Annotated in this window: 19 protein-coding genes; 6 read left to right on the forward strand and 13 right to left on the reverse strand. The window is 61.0% G+C overall.

All coding sequences use genetic code 11. The annotated features are described in order from the left end of the window. Positions 1-64: 64 nt before the first annotated feature. The 7 genes from HGEM_RS05740 to HGEM_RS05770 form a co-directional block, all read right to left on the reverse strand. Positions 65-1,243, reverse strand: coding sequence for a glycosyltransferase family 4 protein (locus HGEM_RS05740; protein ID WP_019128470.1), 1,179 nt, complete (start codon positions 1,241-1,243; stop codon positions 65-67). Further along, complete coding sequence (locus HGEM_RS05745) at positions 1,240-1,941, reverse strand: sugar transferase (RefSeq protein WP_019128471.1); 702 nt, start codon at positions 1,939-1,941, stop codon at positions 1,240-1,242. The genes HGEM_RS05740 and HGEM_RS05745 overlap by 4 nt, the downstream gene beginning before the upstream one ends. A gap of 100 nt (positions 1,942-2,041) precedes the next feature. Beyond that, positions 2,042-2,566 carry an antiterminator LoaP gene (loaP, locus tag HGEM_RS05750; RefSeq protein WP_019128472.1) on the reverse strand — a complete coding sequence of 175 codons (525 nt, stop codon included), beginning with the start codon at positions 2,564-2,566 and terminating at the stop codon, positions 2,042-2,044. Positions 2,567-2,891: 325 nt separating this feature from the next. Beyond that, a complete protein-coding gene (locus HGEM_RS05755; protein ID WP_019128473.1) occupies positions 2,892-3,545 on the reverse strand; it encodes a tyrosine-protein phosphatase in 654 nt (217 codons plus the stop codon). Between the two features lie 70 nt (positions 3,546-3,615). After that, positions 3,616-4,545 carry a CpsD/CapB family tyrosine-protein kinase gene (locus HGEM_RS05760; RefSeq protein WP_019128474.1) on the reverse strand — a complete coding sequence of 310 codons (930 nt, stop codon included), beginning with the start codon at positions 4,543-4,545 and terminating at the stop codon, positions 3,616-3,618. A gap of 3 nt (positions 4,546-4,548) precedes the next feature. Next, positions 4,549-5,211, reverse strand: a complete 663-nt coding sequence (locus HGEM_RS05765) for a YveK family protein (RefSeq protein WP_019128475.1) — start codon at positions 5,209-5,211, stop codon at positions 4,549-4,551. Between the two features lie 27 nt (positions 5,212-5,238). After that, the gene (locus tag HGEM_RS05770) at positions 5,239-6,606 is read right to left on the reverse strand and encodes an LCP family protein (RefSeq protein ID WP_230197226.1); all 1,368 of its coding nucleotides are present in this window, start codon (positions 6,604-6,606) and stop codon (positions 5,239-5,241) included. A gap of 284 nt (positions 6,607-6,890) precedes the next feature. Between HGEM_RS05770 and HGEM_RS05775 the strand changes: the two genes are divergently transcribed. From HGEM_RS05775 to HGEM_RS05790, 4 genes are all read left to right on the forward strand, one after another. After that, the gene (locus HGEM_RS05775) at positions 6,891-8,795 is read left to right on the forward strand and encodes a fructose-bisphosphatase class III (RefSeq protein WP_019128477.1); all 1,905 of its coding nucleotides are present in this window, start codon (positions 6,891-6,893) and stop codon (positions 8,793-8,795) included. A gap of 81 nt (positions 8,796-8,876) precedes the next feature. After that, positions 8,877-9,269, forward strand: a complete 393-nt coding sequence (locus tag HGEM_RS05780) for a GtrA family protein (protein WP_019128478.1) — start codon at positions 8,877-8,879, stop codon at positions 9,267-9,269. 230 nt (positions 9,270-9,499) lie between these two features. Next, a complete protein-coding gene (locus tag HGEM_RS05785) occupies positions 9,500-9,904 on the forward strand; it encodes a GtrA family protein (RefSeq protein ID WP_019128479.1) in 405 nt (134 codons plus the stop codon). 617 nt (positions 9,905-10,521) lie between these two features. Continuing rightward, positions 10,522-11,643, forward strand: coding sequence for a coiled-coil domain-containing protein (locus HGEM_RS05790; RefSeq protein ID WP_019128480.1), 1,122 nt, complete (start codon positions 10,522-10,524; stop codon positions 11,641-11,643). Positions 11,644-11,752: 109 nt separating this feature from the next. Here HGEM_RS05790 and HGEM_RS05795 read toward each other — a convergent pair whose 3' ends face one another. The 6 genes from HGEM_RS05795 to HGEM_RS05820 form a co-directional block, all read right to left on the reverse strand. Next, entirely contained in the window at positions 11,753-12,727 is a 975-nt protein-coding gene (locus HGEM_RS05795) for an acyl-CoA dehydratase activase (RefSeq protein ID WP_019128481.1), read from the reverse strand. Then, complete coding sequence (locus HGEM_RS05800) at positions 12,724-13,938, reverse strand: hypothetical protein (RefSeq protein WP_019128482.1); 1,215 nt, start codon at positions 13,936-13,938, stop codon at positions 12,724-12,726. The genes HGEM_RS05795 and HGEM_RS05800 overlap by 4 nt, the downstream gene beginning before the upstream one ends. Next, the gene (locus tag HGEM_RS05805) at positions 13,931-14,932 is read right to left on the reverse strand and encodes an acyl-CoA dehydratase activase-related protein (RefSeq protein WP_019128483.1); all 1,002 of its coding nucleotides are present in this window, start codon (positions 14,930-14,932) and stop codon (positions 13,931-13,933) included. The genes HGEM_RS05800 and HGEM_RS05805 overlap by 8 nt, the downstream gene beginning before the upstream one ends. 91 nt (positions 14,933-15,023) lie before the next feature. Continuing rightward, positions 15,024-16,556, reverse strand: a complete 1,533-nt coding sequence (locus HGEM_RS05810; protein ID WP_019128484.1) for a serine/threonine protein kinase — start codon at positions 16,554-16,556, stop codon at positions 15,024-15,026. Between the two features lie 276 nt (positions 16,557-16,832). Next, positions 16,833-17,405: a helix-turn-helix domain-containing protein gene (locus HGEM_RS05815; protein WP_230197227.1), complete on the reverse strand. Its 573-nt coding sequence runs from the start codon at positions 17,403-17,405 to the stop codon at positions 16,833-16,835. Positions 17,406-17,541: 136 nt separating this feature from the next. After that, positions 17,542-18,162: an Ltp family lipoprotein gene (locus tag HGEM_RS05820; protein ID WP_019128486.1), complete on the reverse strand. Its 621-nt coding sequence runs from the start codon at positions 18,160-18,162 to the stop codon at positions 17,542-17,544. A gap of 610 nt (positions 18,163-18,772) precedes the next feature. Between HGEM_RS05820 and adhE the strand changes: the two genes are divergently transcribed. Further along, positions 18,773-21,418, forward strand: coding sequence for a bifunctional acetaldehyde-CoA/alcohol dehydrogenase (adhE, locus tag HGEM_RS05825; RefSeq protein ID WP_019128487.1), 2,646 nt, complete (start codon positions 18,773-18,775; stop codon positions 21,416-21,418). A gap of 130 nt (positions 21,419-21,548) precedes the next feature. Then, the gene (locus HGEM_RS05830; RefSeq protein ID WP_019128488.1) at positions 21,549-22,316 is read left to right on the forward strand and encodes a phosphotransferase family protein; all 768 of its coding nucleotides are present in this window, start codon (positions 21,549-21,551) and stop codon (positions 22,314-22,316) included. Positions 22,317-22,558 lie beyond the last annotated feature (242 nt).

The raw sequence follows: 22,558 nt of genomic DNA on the forward strand, positions 1-22,558 counted from the left end.
AAGACGCGAGATGACCATGCCTGATCGCATGCGTCGTATCGTCCTGAAGTAGAGGGGGACCCTGCTAAGCATCTTGGCCCGCCATCTTCTCAATCTTATTCACAAAGGCTTTGGCGAATTTCTGGCGAGAATGGTTCTCGACCACCCATTTCGAAGCAGCGGCGCGTTCCCCATCCAAATACGGTCGCTCAATCAATCTATCGAACGCATCAAGAAGCGACGAGGGGTCCTCGGGAGCAGCATGAGCGCCCAATCCGCACGCGTCCAGCAGATCCGCCGCGTCGCCCTCGGCAGCAAGCAGCACCGGACATCCGCAGGCGAGCGCCTCGTATATCTTGGTAGGGATGCTATCGCGCAACCGCGAGCTCACGAGCGGCACATAGGAAACGTCAGCGTGCTTAAGGACGGTATAGACGCCACCCGCGCCCACCTTTCCGCAGAACTCGACGTTCCCAATTCCCTCCGCCTCAACCCGCGCTTCAAGGCTAGCCCTGTCGGCACCGTCGCCGAACAGCAGGAACCGCACACCGGGGCGCACCTTTGCGATGTCCAGAAGCGTACCCAGCCCCTGGGCGAGCCCAATGTTTCCCACGTAGGCGCATACCGGGCCATCGTCCAGCCGCAGCCGTTCGACGAGAGTCGGGTCCACATCGTTTTCGAGGAACGCCTCGTCGATTCCGTTGGGGACGAGGACGACCCGGCCGTCGGGGACCCGCCCCTTCAGCTTCTCCACCTTGCCGGGCGACACCGACACCACGAGGTCGGAGGCGGCGTAGGCCTTCCTGGCAATGCGCTCGAAGAAACGTCCGTAGAGGCTGCCCGGTTCGAAGCTGCCCATCTCGTAGGCGACGTCAGGCCACACGTCACGCACGTCAATCACCAGTTTGGCACGTTTCTTCCTAGCGATCTTCACCGCCGACGACGTGAGCAGGAGCGGAGGAGTCGTGCAGACCACGACATCGAAGTCCCCAAGTCTATCGGCGGCTTTGACCGCCTCGTGCGCTCCGCCAAAGTTATTGCGTAGGCGGTTGGCGAGCGTTTTCTCGACGAGAGGGAACGTCTCGAAGTAAGTAACACCCGCCGGGGGCTCGTAGCCCCCCGGTACTCCGATCAAGCTGTCGGTTGATGCGAGTACGCTCACATCATGGCCAGCGTCGCGCAGTGCGCCGACAAGAACGGCGGTGCGGTTGGCGCACGCCGTCCTTGCGGGCCGGTAGGTATCCGCAAGGTAGAGGATCCTCATCGTGCCCCCTCCCCCGTGCTAACAACGCCCAAGGTCTTGAGAATAATCGAGACGTCCATGCGGATGCTGCGGTGCTCGATGTACTCCATGTCCAGCAGGACCTTCTCGCGCGGCAGCAGGTCGTAACCGCCGGTCACCTGCGCTAGGCCGGAGAGGCCGGGACGCACCTTCGTGCGGTAGCCCCACCCGTGGATGCGCTTCTCGAATTCCTCGCAGAACGCAGGGCGCTCGGGTCTGGGCCCGATGAGGGACATATCCCCCTTGACGATGTTCCAGAACTGCGGGATCTCGTCCAGGCGCGTTTTGCGCATCACCCTGCCTAACGGCGTGACGCGGGGGTCGTCGCCCTGCGCCCACTGCGCGCCGCGGCTCTCCGCATCGATGTACATAGAGCGGAACTTGTAGACCTTGAAGAGCTTCCCGTCCTTGCCAACGCGCTCCTGCGAGTAGATCGCGGGCCCGGGGCTCTCGCGCTTGATTTTCACCGCGATGACCGCCATGGGGATCGCCAGAATGATGAGCGCGCACCCGCATGCCGCGATATCGAACGCGCGCTTTACGAAGCGATATCCCAAGCCGCCGCCAACCACCGGCTCCTGCAGCTCGATGACGTCGTCACCGGGCAGCAACTTCTGCAGCACATCTTCGGGGATGCCGTTCTCCCGCAGCCCAGGCTCATATTTGCCCGCAGTATTCAATTCAGCTGCTTCTTTGCGCATCTCAACACTGATAGCTGTGTCAACTTGACTCAAGACCGGAATCTCATCATCGAGTCCAGCGCTGGGTGCAGCATCTAACTCAGCCCTGTTTCCTAACAATTTCAGCCCCCACCTTGATGAGCTTGGTGCGCCCCATAAGGTGCACCTCTACGTAGGCAAGGCGTTTATGGCGGTCGAGCTTCTTGATCTGCGCCTCGAAGCCAACAAGCGGGCCCTCGGTGATCACCACCCGATCGCCCTCGATGAAGCCATACGATGGCTCCACCACATGGCCCTCCCCCGCGCCCGCGAGCGCTTGGAGCCACCGCTCCTCGTCTGCACTCAAAGGGATGATCTTGCCGTCCTGCGCGAGCACCCGCGCGAATGCGGGCGCTCGCCTCACCTGCTGCGCCAACTCGTCGATATCGAGCATCGATGTCCTGAGATACACGTAACCCGGCGTAAGCAGCTCCTCGGTGAACTGCCACGCACCCTTGATCTTTTTGCGATACCTATACCGCGGCACGAAAAGCTCTGCCCGTGTCGCACCGCCGAGCACGCGCTCGAGCAGCTGCACGGTCTGGCGCTCCCGTCCAGTGGCAACCTGCATGACATACGTTCGCATAGCGCCACCCCCTCCACACTTTTAGCGGGCAAGGCTTCGCCACACCAGGTTTACCTGGCTTCGAACAGCTATTCATCCCCTTGAGGGCACAACAAGGCGCACCAGGCGTCCATTGCCTGCCTACAAGATATGTCAACCAGATGGGGGCAAAGAACCGCACCCCCCCCCTGGCTAGAACGCACCGCGCGCTGCAGCACGTTCCCCACAGGACTCTGTTTGCACAGTTCCCTGTTGCGGAAAGGTCGTCGCCCCGACAGTTTTTCTCGGCATAATGCCGCGCCGTTGCCCGACCTGCCCGCAAGAGGAAACTCGCGTAGGCTATAGCCTACACTTTAAAGTGTGCCCCCCTCACGGAATACTCGCGACGGGCGCGCTCAAGATATCTATAATGCTCCTCGCGGTGCGCGTCGCTTGCAATGAAACTGTAAAGATTTTCCTCGAACAGGCGCTTTGCTGGCTTTTTCTCCTTGCCCAACCTTCCACCGGCGATGAAATCCGCCGAGGCCTGAAGCTTGCACCCCATCTTCACCAGACGGCGGGCAACATCGATATCCTGCTGCACCGCACGATAGCGCTCCGGGTGCGCGATGATCACGGTATAGCCACGGCCCTGGAGCTCAAAGATCGTTCGCTCGTATTCATTGAACATGAGCTTGTCGGCACGGGTGGAAAGCTCGAGCAGGAACTCGTGCCCGCCGTCGAAGGCAAGGTGATCCACCCATTCCATGCCAAGGTCCATGAGCTTCGCATGGTTAACCTCGAAGCCCATGGTGAGCGGGAAGCCTCCTGCATGCCGCTTGAGCAGCTCGAAGGCATCCCACATGGCGTTATAGTCGAAGTACGGGTCGCGGCAGTGCGGGGTGCACACGATGCTCGTCACGCCGGCGGCACGAGCCGCCTCGAGCATACGAAGGCTCTCGTTCAGGTCGCGGGCGCCATCGTCCACGCCCGGCAGAATATGGCAATGCATGTCGCGCATCTTGTGCACCTCCTTGAACATGAATCGTAGACACCCGGTGTTTGTGAACCAAATGCCTGCAAAAAGCTACTTACTTACGTGAGAAGCGACTGCTCGTAGCTTGACCCGCGCGATGGACGTCCACGGGCTTTACCGCCTGCGCAGACGCCGACGCTGCCGCAGCAGCGGTAAACGCCGCCGTCTCGGAAGGCGAGACCTTCTTCTGGGCGGGACGCTGCTGGCGTGCAGGGGTGGCGGGAACGACCGGCTCGTCACGCACCTCAACGACCGAGCCGCGCTGCTGGGGCAGCTGGGGCCCGTCCGAAACATGCCCCTCGCTCTTGCGAACGCGCTTGCCCTCCTTGTTGTAGTACGCGTAGTAGTACTCGCTGCTCTCGGCCTCGCACATGTTCATGATGACGCCGATCACATTTGCATCGGCCTTCTTGAGCTGGTCGTAGGCGTTTTGCAGCTCGGCGCGCTTCACGAAGCGCTCACGCACCACAAGTGCGGTGGCATCGGCAAGCGTGGCGATGATGGCCGCATCGACGAACGTGCCCACCGGCGGCGTATCGATCACCACGTAATCGAAGTCGGACTCCATCTGCGCAACGAGCTTGCGGAAACGCTGGGAGGAGAGAATATCCGCCGGGTTGGGAATATGGGGCTCGCTATCGAGGAAGAACAGGTTGCGATGCGATGTGGCCACGAGGGCCTCATCGAGCTCCACCTGCCCCGAAAGCACGGCATAGATGCCGTGGCGTGCACGCGCGCCAACCATATCGGCAAGCGAGCGGCGGCGCATGTCGCACTCAACGATGAGGGTGCGCTTGCCACTCGAGGCGATTGCCTGGGCAAGGTTGTAGGCCACGGTCGACTTCCCCTCGTTGGGCACGGACGACGTGAGCACGATGGACTTCACCGGGCGGTCGACGCTGGCGAAGCGAATGTTGGCAAGCAGCGTTTTCGCGGCGTTCTGAACCACGAGGGCATCGGAAGAGGCCTTCTTCTTGCGCGGCATGGCTTATCGCCCTCCCTTCATCTGGGGGATGCGCCCGATTACGGGCAGCTCCAAGAGCTCCTCGACATCCTCGGCACTGCGCACGCGCGTGTCGATGACGTCCATGAGCACCACGATGGCCACCGCGGCGAAAAGCCCCGCCATGGCGGCAACGGCAACATAGAGCATGCGGTTAGGGCCACTCGGCGCCTCCGGCGTGGGAGCCTCGTCGATCACGTTGACGCTCTCGACGTTCATGACCTCCTGCGCCACGTTCGACACGCAGTCTGCGAGCGCGTTCGCGACGTTGGCAGAGCCCTGTGCGTCGGAGCTCGTCACCTGAAGGGTTATCACGCGCGTGGTGCTCTCGCTCGTCACCGTGATGTCGTAGCCGCGAAGGTTCGGGAGCCCCAGCTGATCGGCGGCATCGGTCATCACGCGGTCGCTCTGCAGGAGCGTGGCGACGTCGTTCGTGAGCATCTGGCTCGCCGAAAGGTCGCTGGAAAGCGCGGAGCTCGAGTTGCTCCCATCGCTCGAGGCGAGCACGTACATGTCGGTTGTGGCGGTGTACGTGTCGTTCATCATAAGCACGCTGGCAAGGCCCATGGCCACCATGCAGACGATCGGAAGCATGATCACCAGCTTGAGGTGCTTCCGCAAGAGGGTTAAGAGTTCGAGGAGTGTCATCTGTGCCCTTCCGTGTCCTTCCTATACCTATTCGACGGCAGCAACGTCGTCGGTCGTCATCGCATTCGCGGCAAGATCCTCGTAGTCGCGCGGTGCGGGAGAATTGCTCGCAGCACCCAGATCGGCGTTATTCGCCTGCTCCGAGGGAATCTCGGCCGTTGCGTCGTTAGGATCGAGCCCGGCATCCACGAGCTGCATCATGCGCTTCCACTCGTTGAACATCGTGGCCACATAGCTCACGCCGTCCTGGTTGAGCGTGTAGCTCGGGCAGATGGCGGAATACACCGTAAGCTCTTTGCCGAGGAACTCCTGGGCGTACCCCACGATATCGGTTACCGAGAGGTCGGTGGTAATGCAGTTGGCAAGCTGGCCGATGAGGCCGGGGAGCTCGACAGGCGAGCTCGCGAGCACCTGGCGGATGACCGCCTCGACAATCTGGCGCTGGGCCTGGGCGCGGCCGAAATCGCCGCCGCTCACGTGATAGCGCTCGCGGGCATAGGCAAGCGCCTGCTGGCCATTCAGAAGCTGGTTACCTGCCTCGAAGCCCATGCCGCCGTTGCCTGCAGAGAAGCTCTCGGGAACATCCACCCAAACGCCGCCGAGCATGTCGACGATCTCTTCGAGCTCCTCGAAATGCACGCTCACGAAGTGCGAGATGGGCACGCCGGCGAACTCAGAGACGGCGCGCACCGCCATGGCCGATCCGCCATGCGCATACGCGGCGTTGATCTTCTGGGTACTCCCGTTGATGGTGACCATGGTGTCGCGCGGAATGGAGACAAGGCCCACGCTGCCCGACGAGGGGTCCACGCGCGCAAGCATGATGACGTCGCTTCGGCTTCCCGAATCGCTTTCGCGGGCATCGCTGCCCAAGATGAGAACGTAGAACGGGTCGGAAGCCGAGTTTACCGGAGTGAGCTCCTCTTCAAGCTCCTGCCGTTCGGCATTGTCCTTGATGCTCATAGACGAGCCCAGCATGCCGAACCACACGGCGAAGATAGCCACGAAGACGACAACGAGCGCAAGCAGGCTCCCGCAGCCGATGCCGACGTACTTCAGCGCCTTGTGCTTCTTTTTCTTCACACGGCGAAGCTCCTCGCCGCCTGCCGGCTCACCACCCGCCGGCTTCACGGGCTCCGCAGCAGGGCCCCCGGCGGCGGGCTTCACGGGCTTGGCGGAGGGAATCCCTGCAGCAGCAGGCACAACGGGCTTGGCGGCACCGCGCGGCGAGCCTACCGGTCCGGCAGCCGCGTTCCTGCCGTGAGACCGCGCCTGGCTTTCGCCTTGCTCGCCCGACGACGTCTTGAAATGCGCACCCCGGGTAGCACCACCCTCGTTGCGGAACGTCGGTTTATCGGCACTTGGCCGCGTACCCTTGCCCTCGATATCCGCCACGATCAATCCGCTTTCCGAACATACCTTTCATTTTTGCGCGAGGTAATAATTAACGCCCCGGCACAATCAATTCGTAAGTGTAGCTTTTTTCAACAAGAAGTTGTGGGTCCCCCGGTTTTTCTTCCAACATTCTTTACATTCATCACGCCCCTACACCCGCCGCGCACCCAACCTCCATCACGCCTCACCTTCACCACACATGGTTTGCCTTCCCTCGTTATATGGTTAACAATGGGTCAGGGCGAACAGCCCCCGGCCTGCCAGCGGAACGGCAAAGGAGAGTCATGGTCACATCCGAGCGCTTCGATAGGCACGCCAAGTACCTGAGGCTTCTATCCGAGCACTTTCCCACGCAGCAAGCGGTTTTCGCCGAGATCATCAATCTCCAGGCCATCCTTAACCTGCCCAAGGGCACCGAGCACTTCATGAGCGACCTCCATGGCGAATACGAGGCGTTCATGCACATCCTCAATAACTGCTCGGGCGTGGTGCGCGAGCACGTCGACGAGATTTTCGGCAACGAACTCTCCGACCAGGAAAAGGCCGACCTCTGCACGCTCATCTACTATCCTCACGAGAAAATCGCCCTGGCGCACGATGCCCACCGCGATTCGCCCACGTGGTACAAGACCATGCTCGACGAGCTCATCGCCGTGGCGCGCCGTCTTTCGAGCCGCTATACGCGTTCTAAGGTACGCAAGGCCATCCCGCATGATTACGCCTATATCATCGACGAGCTCCTGCACACGCATCCCGACGAGAACAACTACCGCGTGCGGTACCACGAGCGCATCATCGACTCGATTCTCGAGACCGGTTCTACGGAAGATTTCATCTCGTCGCTCGCCGAGCTCATCAAGCGGCTCGCAGTGGACCACATACATCTGGTGGGCGATATCTTCGACCGCGGCGGAGGAGCAGCGAAAATCATGGACCGGCTGCTGCTCTGCACGCACCAGCGGCTGGACATCCAGTGGGGCAATCACGATATCCTCTGGATGGGAGCGGCCGCGGGCGAGGAAGCGTGCGTCATCTCGGTGCTGCGCAACAACCTGCGCTACGGCAATTACGAGATCCTCGAGAACGATTACGGCATCTCCCTGCGCGAGCTCGTCTCGTTCGCCGATCGAACCTATCGCGCGGGTGATCGCATCACGCCGCTCATGAAGGCGGTGAACGTGCTGCTCTTCAAGCTGGAGGGACAAATCATCCAGCGCCACCCGGAATTCGATATGGAGGGCCGCCTCCTTTTGGAGAACATCGACCTTAAGGCGGGTACCGTCCGCCTCGAGGATGGCACGTGGTCGCTTGCAACGCGCGACTTCCCCACCCTCGACCCCGAGCACCCGTACGAACTCACCGCGTCTGAGCAGCGCATCGTCGATAAGCTTGTTTCGGAGTTCACCGGTTCCGATCACCTCCGCCGCCATGTTGAGTTCCTCTTCCGCCATGGGTCGATGTATCTCGTGCGGAATGGCAACCTGCTCTTCCACGGATGCGTTCCCATGAACGAAGACGGCACCTTCGCCAGCATGAATTGCGAAGGCACTTGGAGAAGCGGCCGCGATTACCTCGACTTCTGCGACCGCATCGCACGCCGCGCCTGGCGCGACCACGACCGCGCCGCGCTCGACTGGCTCTGGTACCTGTGGATCGGGTATCGCTCCCCCGCATCGGGCCGCTATGTGAAGACCTTCGAGCGCGCCTACCTTGAGGACCAGGCGACGTGGGCAGAGCCCATGGACCCCTACTTCACCCTCACGCACGAGGCAACGGCGTGCGATGCCGTTCTGCGCGAATTTGGTGTGGAGCCCGAGCACGGTCACATCATCAACGGACACACGCCGGTGAAGACGAAAAGCGGCGAAAAGCCCATACGCGCCGGAGGCAAACTGCTCGTGATCGACGGGGGCTTTTGCAGCGCCTACCATCCGCGCACGGGCATCGCCGGCTATACGCTCATATCGAGCTCGCGCGGCATGCGGCTCAAGGCACACGAGGCCTTTACCACCGTTGCCGCGGCGATCGAGCGCAACGCCGACATCCAGAGCGAGACCGACCACTTCGCCCGCGCGGAGCGGCCCATCATGGTGAGTGACACGGATACCGGCGCAGAGATTCGCGACCAGATCCAAGATCTCCGTTTGCTCCTCGACGCCTATCGCACCGGCGCCCTCGAAGAACACTAGCGCGTGGGCACCCGCCGGACAGACGTGCTAGAATCCAGCACGGCCGCTTCAAACGCACGCTTTACCTTGGAGAAGGGCGCCATGCGCAAGCTCATCGAACAGATTATGAAATTCGGCGTCGTGGGCGTCATCGCATTCGTCATCGATTTCGGCGTGATGGTGTTCCTCACCGAGGTGTTCGGCATCGGCCCCGTTTTCTCGGCAACGGTATCGTTCATCATCTCCGTGATCTTCAACTACGCCGCGAGCATGCGCTACGTGTTCAGCCACCGCGAGGGTATGAGCCGCACGCGCGAGTTCGTAATCTTCGTTGTGCTCTCCGCCATTGGCCTGGGCATCAACGACCTGCTCATCTGGGCTGGAACCGACCTCGCCTCCTTCGATTACCGCCTCGTGAAAATCTTCGCAACCGCCGTGGTCATGGTTTGGAACTTCGTGACCCGCAAGATCTTTCTCGAGGGAGAAGAGTCATGAGAGCGACCCGTGGCAAATCTCGCCTGAGATGGATGCGGGCCCGCAGCTCGCTCCGCTTGTCCCGAATTGCGGTCTGAGACGGACCAAATGCGCAGATTTCGCGTCGCTTCCGTGCGTTCTTAATAAAATCGTTCGCCTAAGCTTACAAATCGTTGATAAATCACTATAGTATGCAATCGAAAACGACGCGCCGTTCCATGCGGTGTGCCTCTGCGATTTGGAGTGATTACGTGCGCGACGCGCTCAACAAGACTTCGACACAGCAATTCATGAAGTTCGCTGCGGTGGGGATTTTCTCCTTCGTGGTCGACTGGCTGCTGCTCGTCATCTTGACCGAGGGCTTTGGTATCGACTACCTCGTCAGCACCACGGTTTCCTTCCTTGTGTCCGTTTCGCTTAACTATGCCCTGAGCATGAAGTACGTCTTCGAGCACCGCGACGACATGAGCCGTAAACGCGAGTTCACGATCTTCGCCATCCTGTCTTGCATCGGGCTCGGCCTCACCGACGTGCTCATGTTCGCCGGCGTCACCATCTTGAACATCGCCTACCAGGCCATGAAGGTCATCGCTACCTTCTGCGTGACGTGGTACAACTTCTTCACTCGCAAGAAGTTCCTCTCTGCCACGAATTAAATAACGGCTTTTTGGTGGCCGCGGCTTTTGGTAGCTGCGCCTTTTGGTAGCTGCGCCTTTTGCTTAACCCACCTGCACGGTGTCGCTGGCGCTCCTTGGCTAGGGAGGCGCTGATTATTGGGCGTCGGGGCCATCCGATCAAGCGAGGTTTCAACTTTTGGGCACTTCCTGACGCGTCGGGCGGGTACAGGCGAGCGAGCGGAAAGAGAAAGCGCAGCTCAGACGGCCGGCGCTCTCCCGGATGCGGCGTTGCTACTCGGGCACTCTGCCTCAAAGTGCCCAAAAGTTGAAATCCCGATCGCCCCGGTGATGCAATCAACGTCTCTCTAGGACCGGGCGCCGCGCGTCGCTATCGCTCACTTCCTTGGGAACGCCGGGCGCCTCCTATTATATTCACGCGCCGTTCGTCCCAAATTGTCTCGAACAGCCCCCGGAACCTTAACCTTAAAGGTGAGGTTGAAACTCCATCGTTTCTCAACGATTCGCCAAACGTGCAGGTGAAGGCTTATGTTAAACCTTCAACTTGAACCTTAAGGATTGGGAGAGGGGCTATTAATAAGAAATCGCATACTATAATCGCTTCTGCGTTTCAGGCAAGCAGAATGTCGAGGACATATATGCGTGATACACATCGTTCGATCGTCCGCGTGATCGCCAACCGGCCCGCCCGCGCTATCACCTGCGCCGTGCTCGCCGTCGCTCTCACTGCGGCGCCCGTGCTCTCCCCCACCATTGCTTTCGCAGTTTCCGAGGAGACGCAGGCGGAACTCGATTCGGCGAACCAGAAGGTCGACGACTCCATGTCGGCTTACAACGACGCGATTGCCAAGCTCGAGACCCTGCAGGCTCAGATTGACGAGAACACCGCCGCCATCGAGCAACTTGAGCAGGAGATTCCCGAGAAGCAGCAGGCAGCAAGCGACGCCATGCGCGAGATGTACAAGTACCAGCAGGGATCCAACCAGCTGGTGGGCGTCATGGTCGGCTCGAGCAGCCTGAGCGATTTCATCACCTCAAGCACCTACATGAGCCAGATCCAGGATTCCAATAGCCAGACGATCGAAGAGCTCAACGACATGCAGGCCGAACTCGAACAGAAGCGCACTGAGCTTGAAGAGCAGAAGAAGCAGCTCGAGGAGGAGAAGCAGAAGGCCGCCGACGCGCTTGCGGCCGCGCAGCAGGAGCGCCAGCAGGCGCAGGCGCAAGCTGAGGCCGAGACCGCAGCCGAGCTCGCGGCTGCCGCCGCGGACACGAATCCCGGCGAGGGAACCGGCGTGAGCGGAGAGAACCCGTACAGCAACGCCACCGAGAGCGGTCAGGAAGCCAACGTCGTGGTCACCCCCGGTGTTGATTGGACCGTGTCGAGGGAAGAGTTCATCGCTGAGTGGACTGGGCGCATCGATGCCTATCTGGCTGGTTCGCCGCTTGCCGGCTATGGCGCCACGTTTGCTGCCGCCGCCTGGGACTACGGCGTAGACCCGCGCTGGTCGCCCGCCATCTCCTGCATCGAGAGCAGCAAGGGCACCTACTGCGCCAACTCTCACAACGCGTGGGGCTGGACCGCCTCTGGCGGCGGTTTCCGCTCCTTCGGCAGCTGGGAAGAGGGCATCACCGCGCACGTGCGCTACCTTAAGAACATGTACGGCACGACCCTTACCGTTGCCGCAGCCAAGCGTTACTGCCCGCCTACCTGGCAGGACTGGTACAACAAGGTCGGTTCGGAGATGAACCGGATCTAACGTAGCTGCATATCGTACTGAAGACCAAGAACGGGTGTCCCAAGTCGACGGCTTTGCCGGGCAACTTTCGGACACCCGTTATTTTTTCGGGCGAGATTCAGACGCCGCGCTATGCCACCGCGGGCTTGGGCTTCGGGCGAATGGCGCCGCGGTCGCAGCGGTTGCCCCAGGAATCGATAAGATCCTGGTCGCGATACACGCACACAATCTCGCAATGGTTAGCGCAATGTCCGCACACGACCTCTCGCGTGCGGAACTCGAAATCGTCGATGTTGAACATGAAGGGCTCGCTCCGCAGCACAGGCGCATCGGCGGCGAGGAGCGCGGCGCCGAAGCACCCCATGAGGTGCCCGTCGGGGTCCACGATCACCTTCTGGCCGAGCGCATCTTCGAACGCGCGCACCACGCCCACATTCTTCGATACACCACCCTGGAACACCACCGGAGCCTCGATCTTCTTCCCCTTGCCAACATTGTTAAGGTAGTTCGTTGCCACGGCACGGCATAGCCCAGCAATAACATCTCGCTTCTCGTAGCCAACCTGCAGCTTATGCACCAAGTCGCTCTCGGCGAAGACCGTGCACCGCGCCGCGATGTTCGCGGGCTTATCGGAGGTAAGCGCTATCTCGCCGAACTCCTCCACCTCGACGCCCAGACGGTGCGCCTGGCTCGAAAGGAACGAACCGGTGCCGGCGGCGCACAGAGTATTCATGGCATAGTCCACGGCAATACCGTTCTCGATGCAGATGATCTTCGAGTCCTGGCCGCCGATCTCGAGAATCGTACGCACATCCGGATGCAGGAAGGTTGTACCCACCGCATGGGCCGTGATCTCGTTCTTAACCACCTGCGCCTCGAGCATCGCGCCAACGAGGCGGCGCGCCGAACCGGTGGTGCCGATTGACATCACGTGCACCTCGTCCAGGTCGATCTGGCCTTTAAGGTCGTCGACAACACGGCGCACAGCGCCCGAAGGGTCGCCCTCGGTCCATAGATAGCTTCGTGCGATGATCTTCTTGTTCTCGTCGATCACCACGCCCTTGGTGGAGATAGAACCGGTATCGATACCGAGATATGCCTTCATGAACGGACCTTTCTCATCGCAATCATGTCGTAGAACGCCTCGAGGCGCGTGTCCAAACCCGCGTCCGAGGTCTGCGTGTCGAAGGTGAGGAAGAGCACCGGGATATGGTAGTCGCGGCTCAGGCGCTGCAGAACGGGCATCACGTCAATCTCCGGGGTGCACCCCGCGCTCTTGATGTGGACGAGCCCGTCGTAGCCCGCCTTTGCGAAGCGCTTTGCCGCCGCTATGTTGAACGTCGACGTGGGCCCCATGTCGTGCACGCTGTACTCGGCAATGCTCTCACGGGCAGCCTGCGCGTTATAGTGCAGGTTAAATGCCGAGATAGACATGGCGTTGCTGAGCTCGACCCCCATATCAAGAAGCTTCTGCTCAAGGTTCAGGCAGCTCGTAGGGTCTTGCGCCGTGTAGTACTCACCCACGATGCCAACGCGCACGGGATCTTCAGGCTTATTCGTTGGCAGCGCATCGAGCGCATCCATCGCGCGGCGGAACCCGTCCTCGATATCGCCGTTCGATTTCGCGGCGTTCATGGCCGAGAGGAACTCCTTGCGAACCCGAGCGAACGACCCGGGCTCGGTCTCAAAGCCGGCATTTGCAAGGTACCGGTCGCGGAAGGTATCGATGTGCTCGACCATGCGGTAGGCGCCGAGCAGGTTCTTGACGCCATGCGGAATCGAGAGGTTGGGGTTCACCACCTTCTTGCAATACGCCACGTAATCCCGGATCTTGCCGGTGGCCACATAGGAAAAGTTGAGCATCTGGAAATGCTCGTACCCCGCATCGCGCAGGATCATCTCTTGCAGCTCGCCATAATAGTTAAGACGGCAGAAACCCGTGACCTGCACGAGCGTGTCGGCACCCTGCTCGAGCGCTGCTGCGTAGTCGCCGATGATGTGCTTGAACGGCGTGCAGACGTAATCCGCGCTCATCTCCTCCCCGCGCTTGATCGTGGCGCGCGTGGGCGTAGGCGTAGGAACGAAATCTGCATCGAGCACCTGCTCGGTGAAGTATTTGAACGCTGGCTCGTAGTAGCGGAAATGGAAGAAGGCGACCTTATGGCGAGAATGCCTGCGGCGCTTGGGGCGCTTGCCGGTGAAAAAGAGCGGGCGGGGCGCGCCGTCGCGCATAACGATGCGGCCGTGCTCTTCGGCAGGATTCTTAACCTTGGGCTCGCCAGCGCTCTGCTCAGGTTGGGATTGGAAGCTACGCATGGAGGTATCCTCCCTTCTTCTGATACGCCAAGATGTCGATGAAGCTCTCGACGCGCGTCTCGACGCCCGCCGTGCCCGCTTGGGCGTCTACGGTGAGCGTGAGGATGGGCTTGCCCTTGATGCAGCGCTCTATGGCATCGTCGCACATGGAATCGGGACCGCATGGATAGGCACTCATGAGCACGATGCCGTCGATGTGCTCGTGTAGCAGAAGGGTCGCGCCGATGAGCTCGCGGTTCACGATCCACGGGATGGAATGGCTGAACTCATAGCTCTTCTTGAGCGAGCGCGCCTTGTCTGCCTCGTCGGCAAAGAGCACACAGGCTCCCTGCTCGCGCAGCGCATCTTCCACCACACCGCCCACGAATGGGTCGTGGCTCACGTAGGGATGCGCGGCAAGCAAGATGGTAAGCGGGCGCTCTGCCGCGGGCAGCTTGGATATGCTCCGCACGAGCTTTTCCTGCTCGCGCGCCATCGCGTCGTCATAGTCGCGCTGCGCTGCGATGGCCGCCTTGTAGGCTCGGCGAGCCTCCTTGCGAGTCACACCAAAGCGCGCCGCGAGACCGAGATACGCCGCCTCCTCCGTCTCGCCAGCGAGCTCATCGATGCGGAAGGACACCACGCGCACACGACGCCCTGCCACGATAAACGCATTCTCGGCAAGATCGGGAAGAGCCTGGAACTTGGTGCAGAACGTATCGAAGCGACCATAGCCCATGAGGCTCGGCACGAAGACCGCATCGACCCCTTGGTCGACAAGCGCCGCCACATGGCCCAGAAACAGCTTCGATGCAAGGCAGCACTCATCGACGGAAAGACGATCGCCCACTTCGAGCGTGCCGCGATCAGACGGCGCATCGAGCACGACCTCGAGCCCAAGCTCTGTAAAGAAGGTTCGCCACGCTATGCCGTAGCGGTAGTACAAAAGCGCGCGCGGGATGCCGATGCGCCTGATATCGGCAAGGTCGGCGCGCTGGCCAAACTCCAGCTTCACGGTTTCCTCCCAAAGAAATTCGCAAAACGCTATTGTGCGCCTAACAAATTGCTCGGTCAAGAACATATTGACGTTTCGTCGGTAATGTCAATTAGACAAATAGGCTCGCGATCACGCCGGCTGCAAAAGCAAATCCAAGGTAGATGCAAATAATCCGAGCATCTCGCCGCCGCGGGCGAGCGGCAAGGCGCGGCGCCACGCAGGCAAGGCTCCTACGGTCGACCATGAGGTACAGAATACCGAGCACGATTGGCAAGCAAAGAACATAGGTGATGTACGCCGCATACCAGAAGGGATACATCTGCCCGTTGATGGGCCCACCCACCTGCTGAGTAGCGATGACGATGAAAAGCAGCGCGACGAGCGCGAGCAGGATATTCCACGCATGCCCCATCGCGACCGTATGCATGCGCCGAGCGAACGCTCGCATGCGTTTCGCAAGGTCCGCGGTCGCCCGAAGCTGCTGCCGCGGCGTTGATGCCTGAGATGAAGCACGCGAGCCCGTATTCGAGGCCGTGCGGCCGCCGCCTGCGACGCCGCTCGCTGCTGGGGCCGTGCGGCTCTCGCCCCCAGCGCCGCTCGCTGCCGGGGTGGTGCGGCTCTCGCCCTCAGCACCGCTCGCTGCCGTGTCTTTCCCATCAAACGAGGCGAGATCGCCGCGTGCCGTGCACTCGACACAAACTATATGCTCACCAGAAACGGCCTGCCCTCCCCGCGCTCCACGCCGGGCGAACGCGGTGCAGAATGCCTCGGCGCTCGCAAAGCGACGTTCCGGATCGAACGACGTTGCCTGCAGAATCGCATCGGCATACGGCCCCGTCACGCCTGCATGCGCCAAAGACTCCGCACTCGGCTGCCCGTGGGCCTCTTCGCCCGTAATGCAGAAGAGGGCGATCATGCCGAGCGCATAGATGTCGCTCCGCACGCTCGTCTGCCCAAAGCCATACTGTTCGGGCGGAGCATACGATCGCGTGCCGAACCGAACGGTATCCGCAGCTGCTCCCTCGCGATACCGCCGCGCGATGCCGAAGTCGATGAGCGTCGCGGAAAGCCCTGATGGGCCCTCGGACACGATGATGTTCGCCGGCTTGAGGTCTCGATGGACGACAGGGGGATCGAAGGCCTTATGGAGCTCCGCCACGGCCGCACACACCGCGGGAACGACGCTCAGCGAAAGCTCGATCGAGGGGCCCGCTTCGTTTACGAAGGCGTCGAGGGTCTTGCCCGGTATGAACTCGGACACCACGACGAGCTCTCTACCCGTTTTATAGCATTCAACGATTCTGGGCGCGTGGGCAAACCGCGCACCGGAGCACTGGGCTTCGTAGAGCTCCTGATACGCCGTACCCACACCGAGGGCAAGATCGATGCGCTTGCGCACGAAGGGGCCGAGCGTCGCCCCATTCGCCCCTTCGAACTGCACGAGCTCCGTGATGGTTCCCGCCTGACCGGCGACGGAGGGATCCGCGCCCATTCGCGCCGCCGCGCCCAGCGGACGCACCACGCGATAGCAGTCTTCGCGCGCAACAGCGGCGAGGTAAGCGCCGAGTTCGTCGCGCTCAGCCGCGCGCCCCGATTCGGGCCGAGGGCCGCTGCCCGTTGGAATGTCGTGCGGTTTGATCATGGGTCCATCGTACCAAAGGAAATGGCACTCGAAAATCTATGGAGGCGCTGATTCCATCGTCAAGAGCGATCGGAGTTTCAGCTTTTGGGCACTCTGGAGCAGAGGTCCCGAGTAGCCACGCCGCCCCCGAGAGAACGACGGCCGCCTGGGCTGCGCCTTTGCCTCCCCCTCTTTCGCCCGTACCCGCCCGCCGCGTCAGGAAGTGCCTAAAAGTTGAAATCGCGATGGGGCGGATGGCTCCGGCGTCGAGAAGCACTTCAAACAGCCAGCATCTCCCTAGCTCACGAGCGTCTCCTCACCGAAGCGGTAAAGCTCTTCGTCGGTACGGGTGAGGCCCATACCACGGTCGATGCAAAAGAGGATGATGGCGTCTCGCCGGTCCTTGCAGTAGAGCTCGTTTGCGCCGGCCGCCTTGAGCAGCCGGTTAGTCTCGACCAAATCGCACCCGAGCGCGAACGCGAGCTGCAGCACCTTATCGCGCGTGGGGTTACGCTGCCCCTTGAAGATCTGATAGCCGAAGGTCTCGTTGATACCAGCCTCACGCACCACATCCGCGCGGCGAAGGCCCTTCTCGGCAAGCAACTGGTTCAGGTACTCGGAAAGCGTTCGATGGCCGATGTTATATGCCTCGGTAAACTCGATGGGGCTCGAGACAGTGAGTAGCTCATGCAGCAGCTCATCAGTGAGGGGCTCTTCCGCAGACGTGACTGCGGAGCCGCTCGCATGCGCGCCCGCACCCCGATGCGCGCTACCCTGCGAAGCGCCCGCCTCCGAAACTCCCGCATTCATCTTCCACGTCATCGACTTCGCCCCTCGCCGCGACCGCTCCGTCTCTTCCTGCCCTACCATACCCCTTCTCGCCCGTTTCTGAGCGCGCGACCGGGCACGCGTCTCGCGCGCCCGGTCGCGCCCACGATCCTCCGTCCGCGGGTGTAGGGTAAGCGGGCGCTTACCGTGGTACATATAGCCGTCTTTCGCCACTCGATTAGAGGTTCGCGATAGCGTAATCCGCTTCTTCTTGCGTAAACTTTTCACCATATTCGGCGGTAAGTTGGTCACGAATCGCCTCGGAGGACATGCTCATCGTCTCCTGATACTCCCGAGCCTTGGCCAACGCGTTCGCATTCCAGTCTGCCTGAATGTTGTCGACGGCGTATTGGGCCTCCTCGGAAGTGAATTGCTCTCCGTGCTCAGACGTCAGCTGGTCGTAAATACCCTGCTTCGACATGTGCATGGATTCACTGTAGTCCTCAGCTTTAGCAAGGGCGTTCGCATTCCAGTCTGCCTCAACATTATCGACGGCGTATTGCGCTGCCTCAGGTTCAAACTGTCCACCGTATTCAGAAATGAGCTGGTCGTAGATTCCCTGCTTTGACATGTGCATAGAATCGCTGTACGTCTGCGCCTGATTGAGCGCCGAGACGTAGTCGGCCGGCACATCGGGCTCCGGGGCCTGCCCTTCGGCCTCATTCTCTTGCGTAGTTTGCTGAGCCTCAGGCTGCGCTTCCCCATCCTGGGAGTTGCCGTTTCCGGCAGACCCGAATGCCGCAATCGCGACCACCACAACGACGATGATTAGGATTATCTTTCCCTTGCCCTTTTTCATGCTTGCCTCCAAATCAATTACGCAGCTACAAAACGCTGCCAAACCGCATGGCATATTCTGAGGAATCGCAGAGGCGATTTCATTAGCTCCGAGCTAAGAGGGGCGCCATTTCTGCTTTACAACGCCGCGCACTCCAATCTGAACCCGCGCTGCACTCCGCGCAGGAGAAGTCGGGAAAACCGATGCAGGTGCCGACCTGCCAAAATCCTCTCGGATCGAGGCCGCACCGCAGCCATAGGACAAGGTTTCAACTTTTGGGCACTTTAGATGGTCCTGGCAAAGTATGGGCACTCAGAGCAAGCCTTCTACCTGGGCTTTTCGTGAGAGCCAACCCCTTGATACTTTGAGATACGTCCTGCAAGTGCCCAAAAGTTGAAAATCGATATATCAAACCCCGGAAGATCGATTAATCGAGCCCCGGATACAAAGCACCTCGTCGCAAAGACGAGCCAGCAACGGTTGTTTCCGGAGCATACGCACGAAACAAGCACTGAGTTCAAATCAATTGAAGCGCTTTAATTTGCCGAAGACAAGAATTCTGCCGTTTACCGAGCTATATCTTGCTAGAATTGCGGATGTAGGGTAAGTCACCAGTCACAAGGAGAGACACATGGTGAAAAAGGCATCGGCACCTGCCGTCCCCGAGGTCATCGACTCCGTCGATGCGCTCGAGGCCAAGCTGGCCGACATGCGCCGCGCGCAGGCGATTTTCGCGACCTACACGCAGGAGCAGGTCGACAATATCTTCTTCGAGGCGGCCATGGCAGCCAACAAGCAGCGCATCCCGCTGGCCAAGATGGCCGTCGAGGAGACCAAGCGCGGCGTCCTCGAGGATAAGGTCATCAAGAACCACTACGCGGCCGAGTACATCTACAACGCGTACAAGAACACCAAGACCTGCGGCGTGCTCGAGCATGACGAGGCCTACGGCATCACCAAGATCGCCGAGCCTATCGGCATCGTGGGCGCGGTCATCCCGACCACTAACCCCACTTCGACCGCGATCTTCAAGACCCTCATCTGCCTGAAGACCCGCAACGCCATCATCATCTCCCCGCACCCCGCGGCAGCCAAGTGCACCATCGCGGCCGCCAAGGTCGTCTACGAGGCCGCCGTCAAGGCCGGCGCGCCCGAGGGCATCATCGGCTGGATCGATCAGCCCACCCTCGAGCTCACGAGCAAGCTCATGAGCGACGTTGACATCATCCTGGCCACCGGTGGCCCCGGCATGGTCAAGTCCGCCTACTCCTCCGGCAAGCCCGCCCTCGGCGTCGGCGCCGGTAACACCCCGGTCGTGATCGACGAGACCGCCGACATCCTCAACGCGGTCAACTCCATCATCCACTCCAAGACCTTCGACAACGGCATGATCTGCGCTTCCGAGCAGTCCGTGACCGTGCTCGATTCCATCTACGACAAGGTCAAGGCCGAGTTCGAGTACCGCGGCTGCTACTTCGTCAAGAAGGGCAAGGAGCTTGAGGCCCTGCGCGAGGCCATGTTCAAGAACGGCGCCCTCGACCACCGCATCCCCGGCCAGTCCGCCGCCTCCATCGCGGCCCTCGCCGGCATCAAGGTTCCCGAGCGCACCAAGATCCTCATCGCTGAGGTCACCTCGACCGACCCGATGAAGGAAGAGTTCTCGCACGAGAAGCTCTCCCCCGTCCTCGCCATGTACCATGCCAAGGACTTCCAGGAGGCCGTGGACAAGGCTGAGCACCTCGTGCTCGCCGGCGGCCCGGGCCACACCGCGTCCCTCTACGTGCATCCCGCCGAGAAGGAGAAGATCGCCCTCTTCGAGAAGACCATGAAGGCCTGCCGCATCGTCATCAACACCCCCTCCAGCCAGGGCGGCATCGGCGACCTGTACAACTTCGGCATGAAGCCGTCCCTCACGCTGGGCTGCGGCTCCTGGGGTGGCAACTCCGTCTCCGAGAACGTTGGGGTGAAGCACTTGCTCAACATCAAGACCGTGGCAGAGCGCCGCGAGAACATGCTCTGGTTCCGCACGCCGGAGAAGGTGTACTTCAAGAAGGGCTGCACGCCCGTCGCCATCGACGAGCTCGGCCGCGTCATGGGCAAGAAGCGCGCCTTCATCGTCACCGACTCCTTCCTCTACAAGAACGGCAACTGCCGCCAGATCGAGGACAAGCTCGACGAGCTGGGCATCGCCCACGACGCGTTCTACGACATCTGCCCGGATCCGCGCCTGCAGGATGCCGAGAAGGGCGTCGAGCGCATGAAGCTCTTCGAGCCTGACCTGATCATCGCCGTGGGCGGCGGCTCCGCTATGGACGCCGGCAAGATCATGTGGCTCATGTACGAGCACCCCGAGTGCAAGTTTGAGGACATGGCCATGGACTTCATGGACATCCGCAAGCGCGTCTTCACCTTCCCCGAGATGGGCAAGAAGGCCTACTTCGTGGCCGTCCCGACCTCTTCGGGTACCGGTTCCGAGGTGACCCCGTTCGCCATCATCACCGACGCCAACACCGGCATCAAGTGGCCGATCACCGACTACGCGCTCATGCCGAACATGGCCATCGTCGATGCTGACAACGCCATGACCGCCCCTAAGGGCCTCACTTGCGCCTCCGGTATCGACGTCATGACCCACGCCATCGAGTCCTACGTCTCCATCATGGCCTCCGACTACAGCCGTGGCCTCTCCATGCGCGCTGCCAAGCTCGTGTTCGAGAACCTCCCCGCTGCCTACGAGAAGGGTGCCGCCGATCCGCACGCCCGCGAGGAGATGCACAACGCCTCCTGCCTCGCCGGCATGGCCTTCGCCAACGCGTTCCTCGGCCTCAACCACTCCATGGCCCACAAGCTGGGTGCATACCACCACATCCCGCACGGCCTGGCCAACGCCGTCATCCTCACCCGCGTCATGCGCTACAACGCTGCCGAGAAGCCGGTCAAGATGGGCACCTTCTCGCAGTATCAGTACCCGCACGCGCTGCACGACTACGCCGAGCTCGGCCGTTACTGCGGCTGCACGGGCAAGGACGACCGCGAGGTGTTCGAGAACTTCCTGCAGAAGCTCGAGGACCTCATGGATCAGATCGGCATCAAGAAGACCATCGCCGAGTACGGCGTCGACGAGAAGTACTTCCTCGAGACGCTCGACGAGATGACCGAGAACGCCTTCAACGACCAGTGCACCGGCGCGAACCCCCGTTACCCGCTCATGAGCGAGATCAAGGAGCTCTACCTCGACGCTTACTACGGCCGTGAGCCGCAGTCCTACGAGGCGTAAGCACTGATCGCTTCCTGAACGCATCTTCGTTCACCTAACGTTACGCGCCGTTCGCCGTCAAAGCGAGCGGCGCGTTTCGTATCTGGGTACCATTAAGTCAGGTTCACCCTACTGAAAGGACGGTTGCGTAATGATTCTCCCTGAGACCAAGACTGAGCTTGTCCGTCGCGGCAACAAGGTCGTTTACGACCTGGGCGATAAGATCGCCAAGGTGTTCAACGAGACCAAGCCCGTCTCCGACGTGTTTAACGAGGCGCTGAACCTCGCCCGCATCAACGAATGCGGAATCCGCTCGCCGAAGGCACTCGAGGTCACCAAGCTCGAAGGCGATGAAGCCGGCTGGGCGCTCATCACCACCAAGGTCCCCGGCGTCACCCTCGCCGAGAAGATCGAGGCCGAGCCCCAGCGTTTTGGCGAGTACCTTGAGCAGTTCGTCGATCTGCAGATCGAAATTCACGGGTACACGTCTCCCCTCCTCAACCGCCAGGATGACAAGTACGCCCGCATGATCAATTCGCTCGAGGCGATCAATGCGACCACGCGCTACAACCTTCTCGAGCGCCTCGATGGCCTCAAGAAGGGCACCGCGGTGTGCCACGGCGATTTCAACCCCTCGAACGTGATCGTGAGCGAAGACGGCACGCTCTCGGTGTGCGACTGGGCGCATGCCACCCAGGGCGCTCCCGCGGCAGACGTCGCCATGACCTATCTGCTCTTCTCGCTGACGAGCAAGGAGCAGGCGGAGGCCTACCTTGATACGTACTGCGAGCGCGCCGACATGGCCAAGCAGATCGTGCGTCAGTGGCTGCCCGTCATCGCCGCCTCCGAGCTCGCGCGCAAGCGCAAGGTTAACGAGGAGTTCCTGATGAGCTGGGTTGATGTGTTCGATTACCAGTAAGGCGTAAGCTCCCGACGGAAGCCCCGCTTCCCTCTTCGCTGGTCCTCGGAACACGGCTTTGCCGTGTTCCTGCGGAATCGCTCAGAGGGAAGCGGGGCTTCCTGCGTTTACGGCTGGCATCTCAGCGGATGGGGGTCGTGGCGTTATTGGGCGGCATCGCTGCGCTCGCCGCGTGCGGGGCGGGGGGGCATCGCTGCGCTCGCCCCCAATAGAAAACAGCCTTGGGTAAGGATTGCATAATT

This window comes from Enorma massiliensis phI, from assembly GCF_000311845.1.
GTDB classification, from domain to species: domain Bacteria; phylum Actinomycetota; class Coriobacteriia; order Coriobacteriales; family Coriobacteriaceae; genus Enorma; species Enorma massiliensis.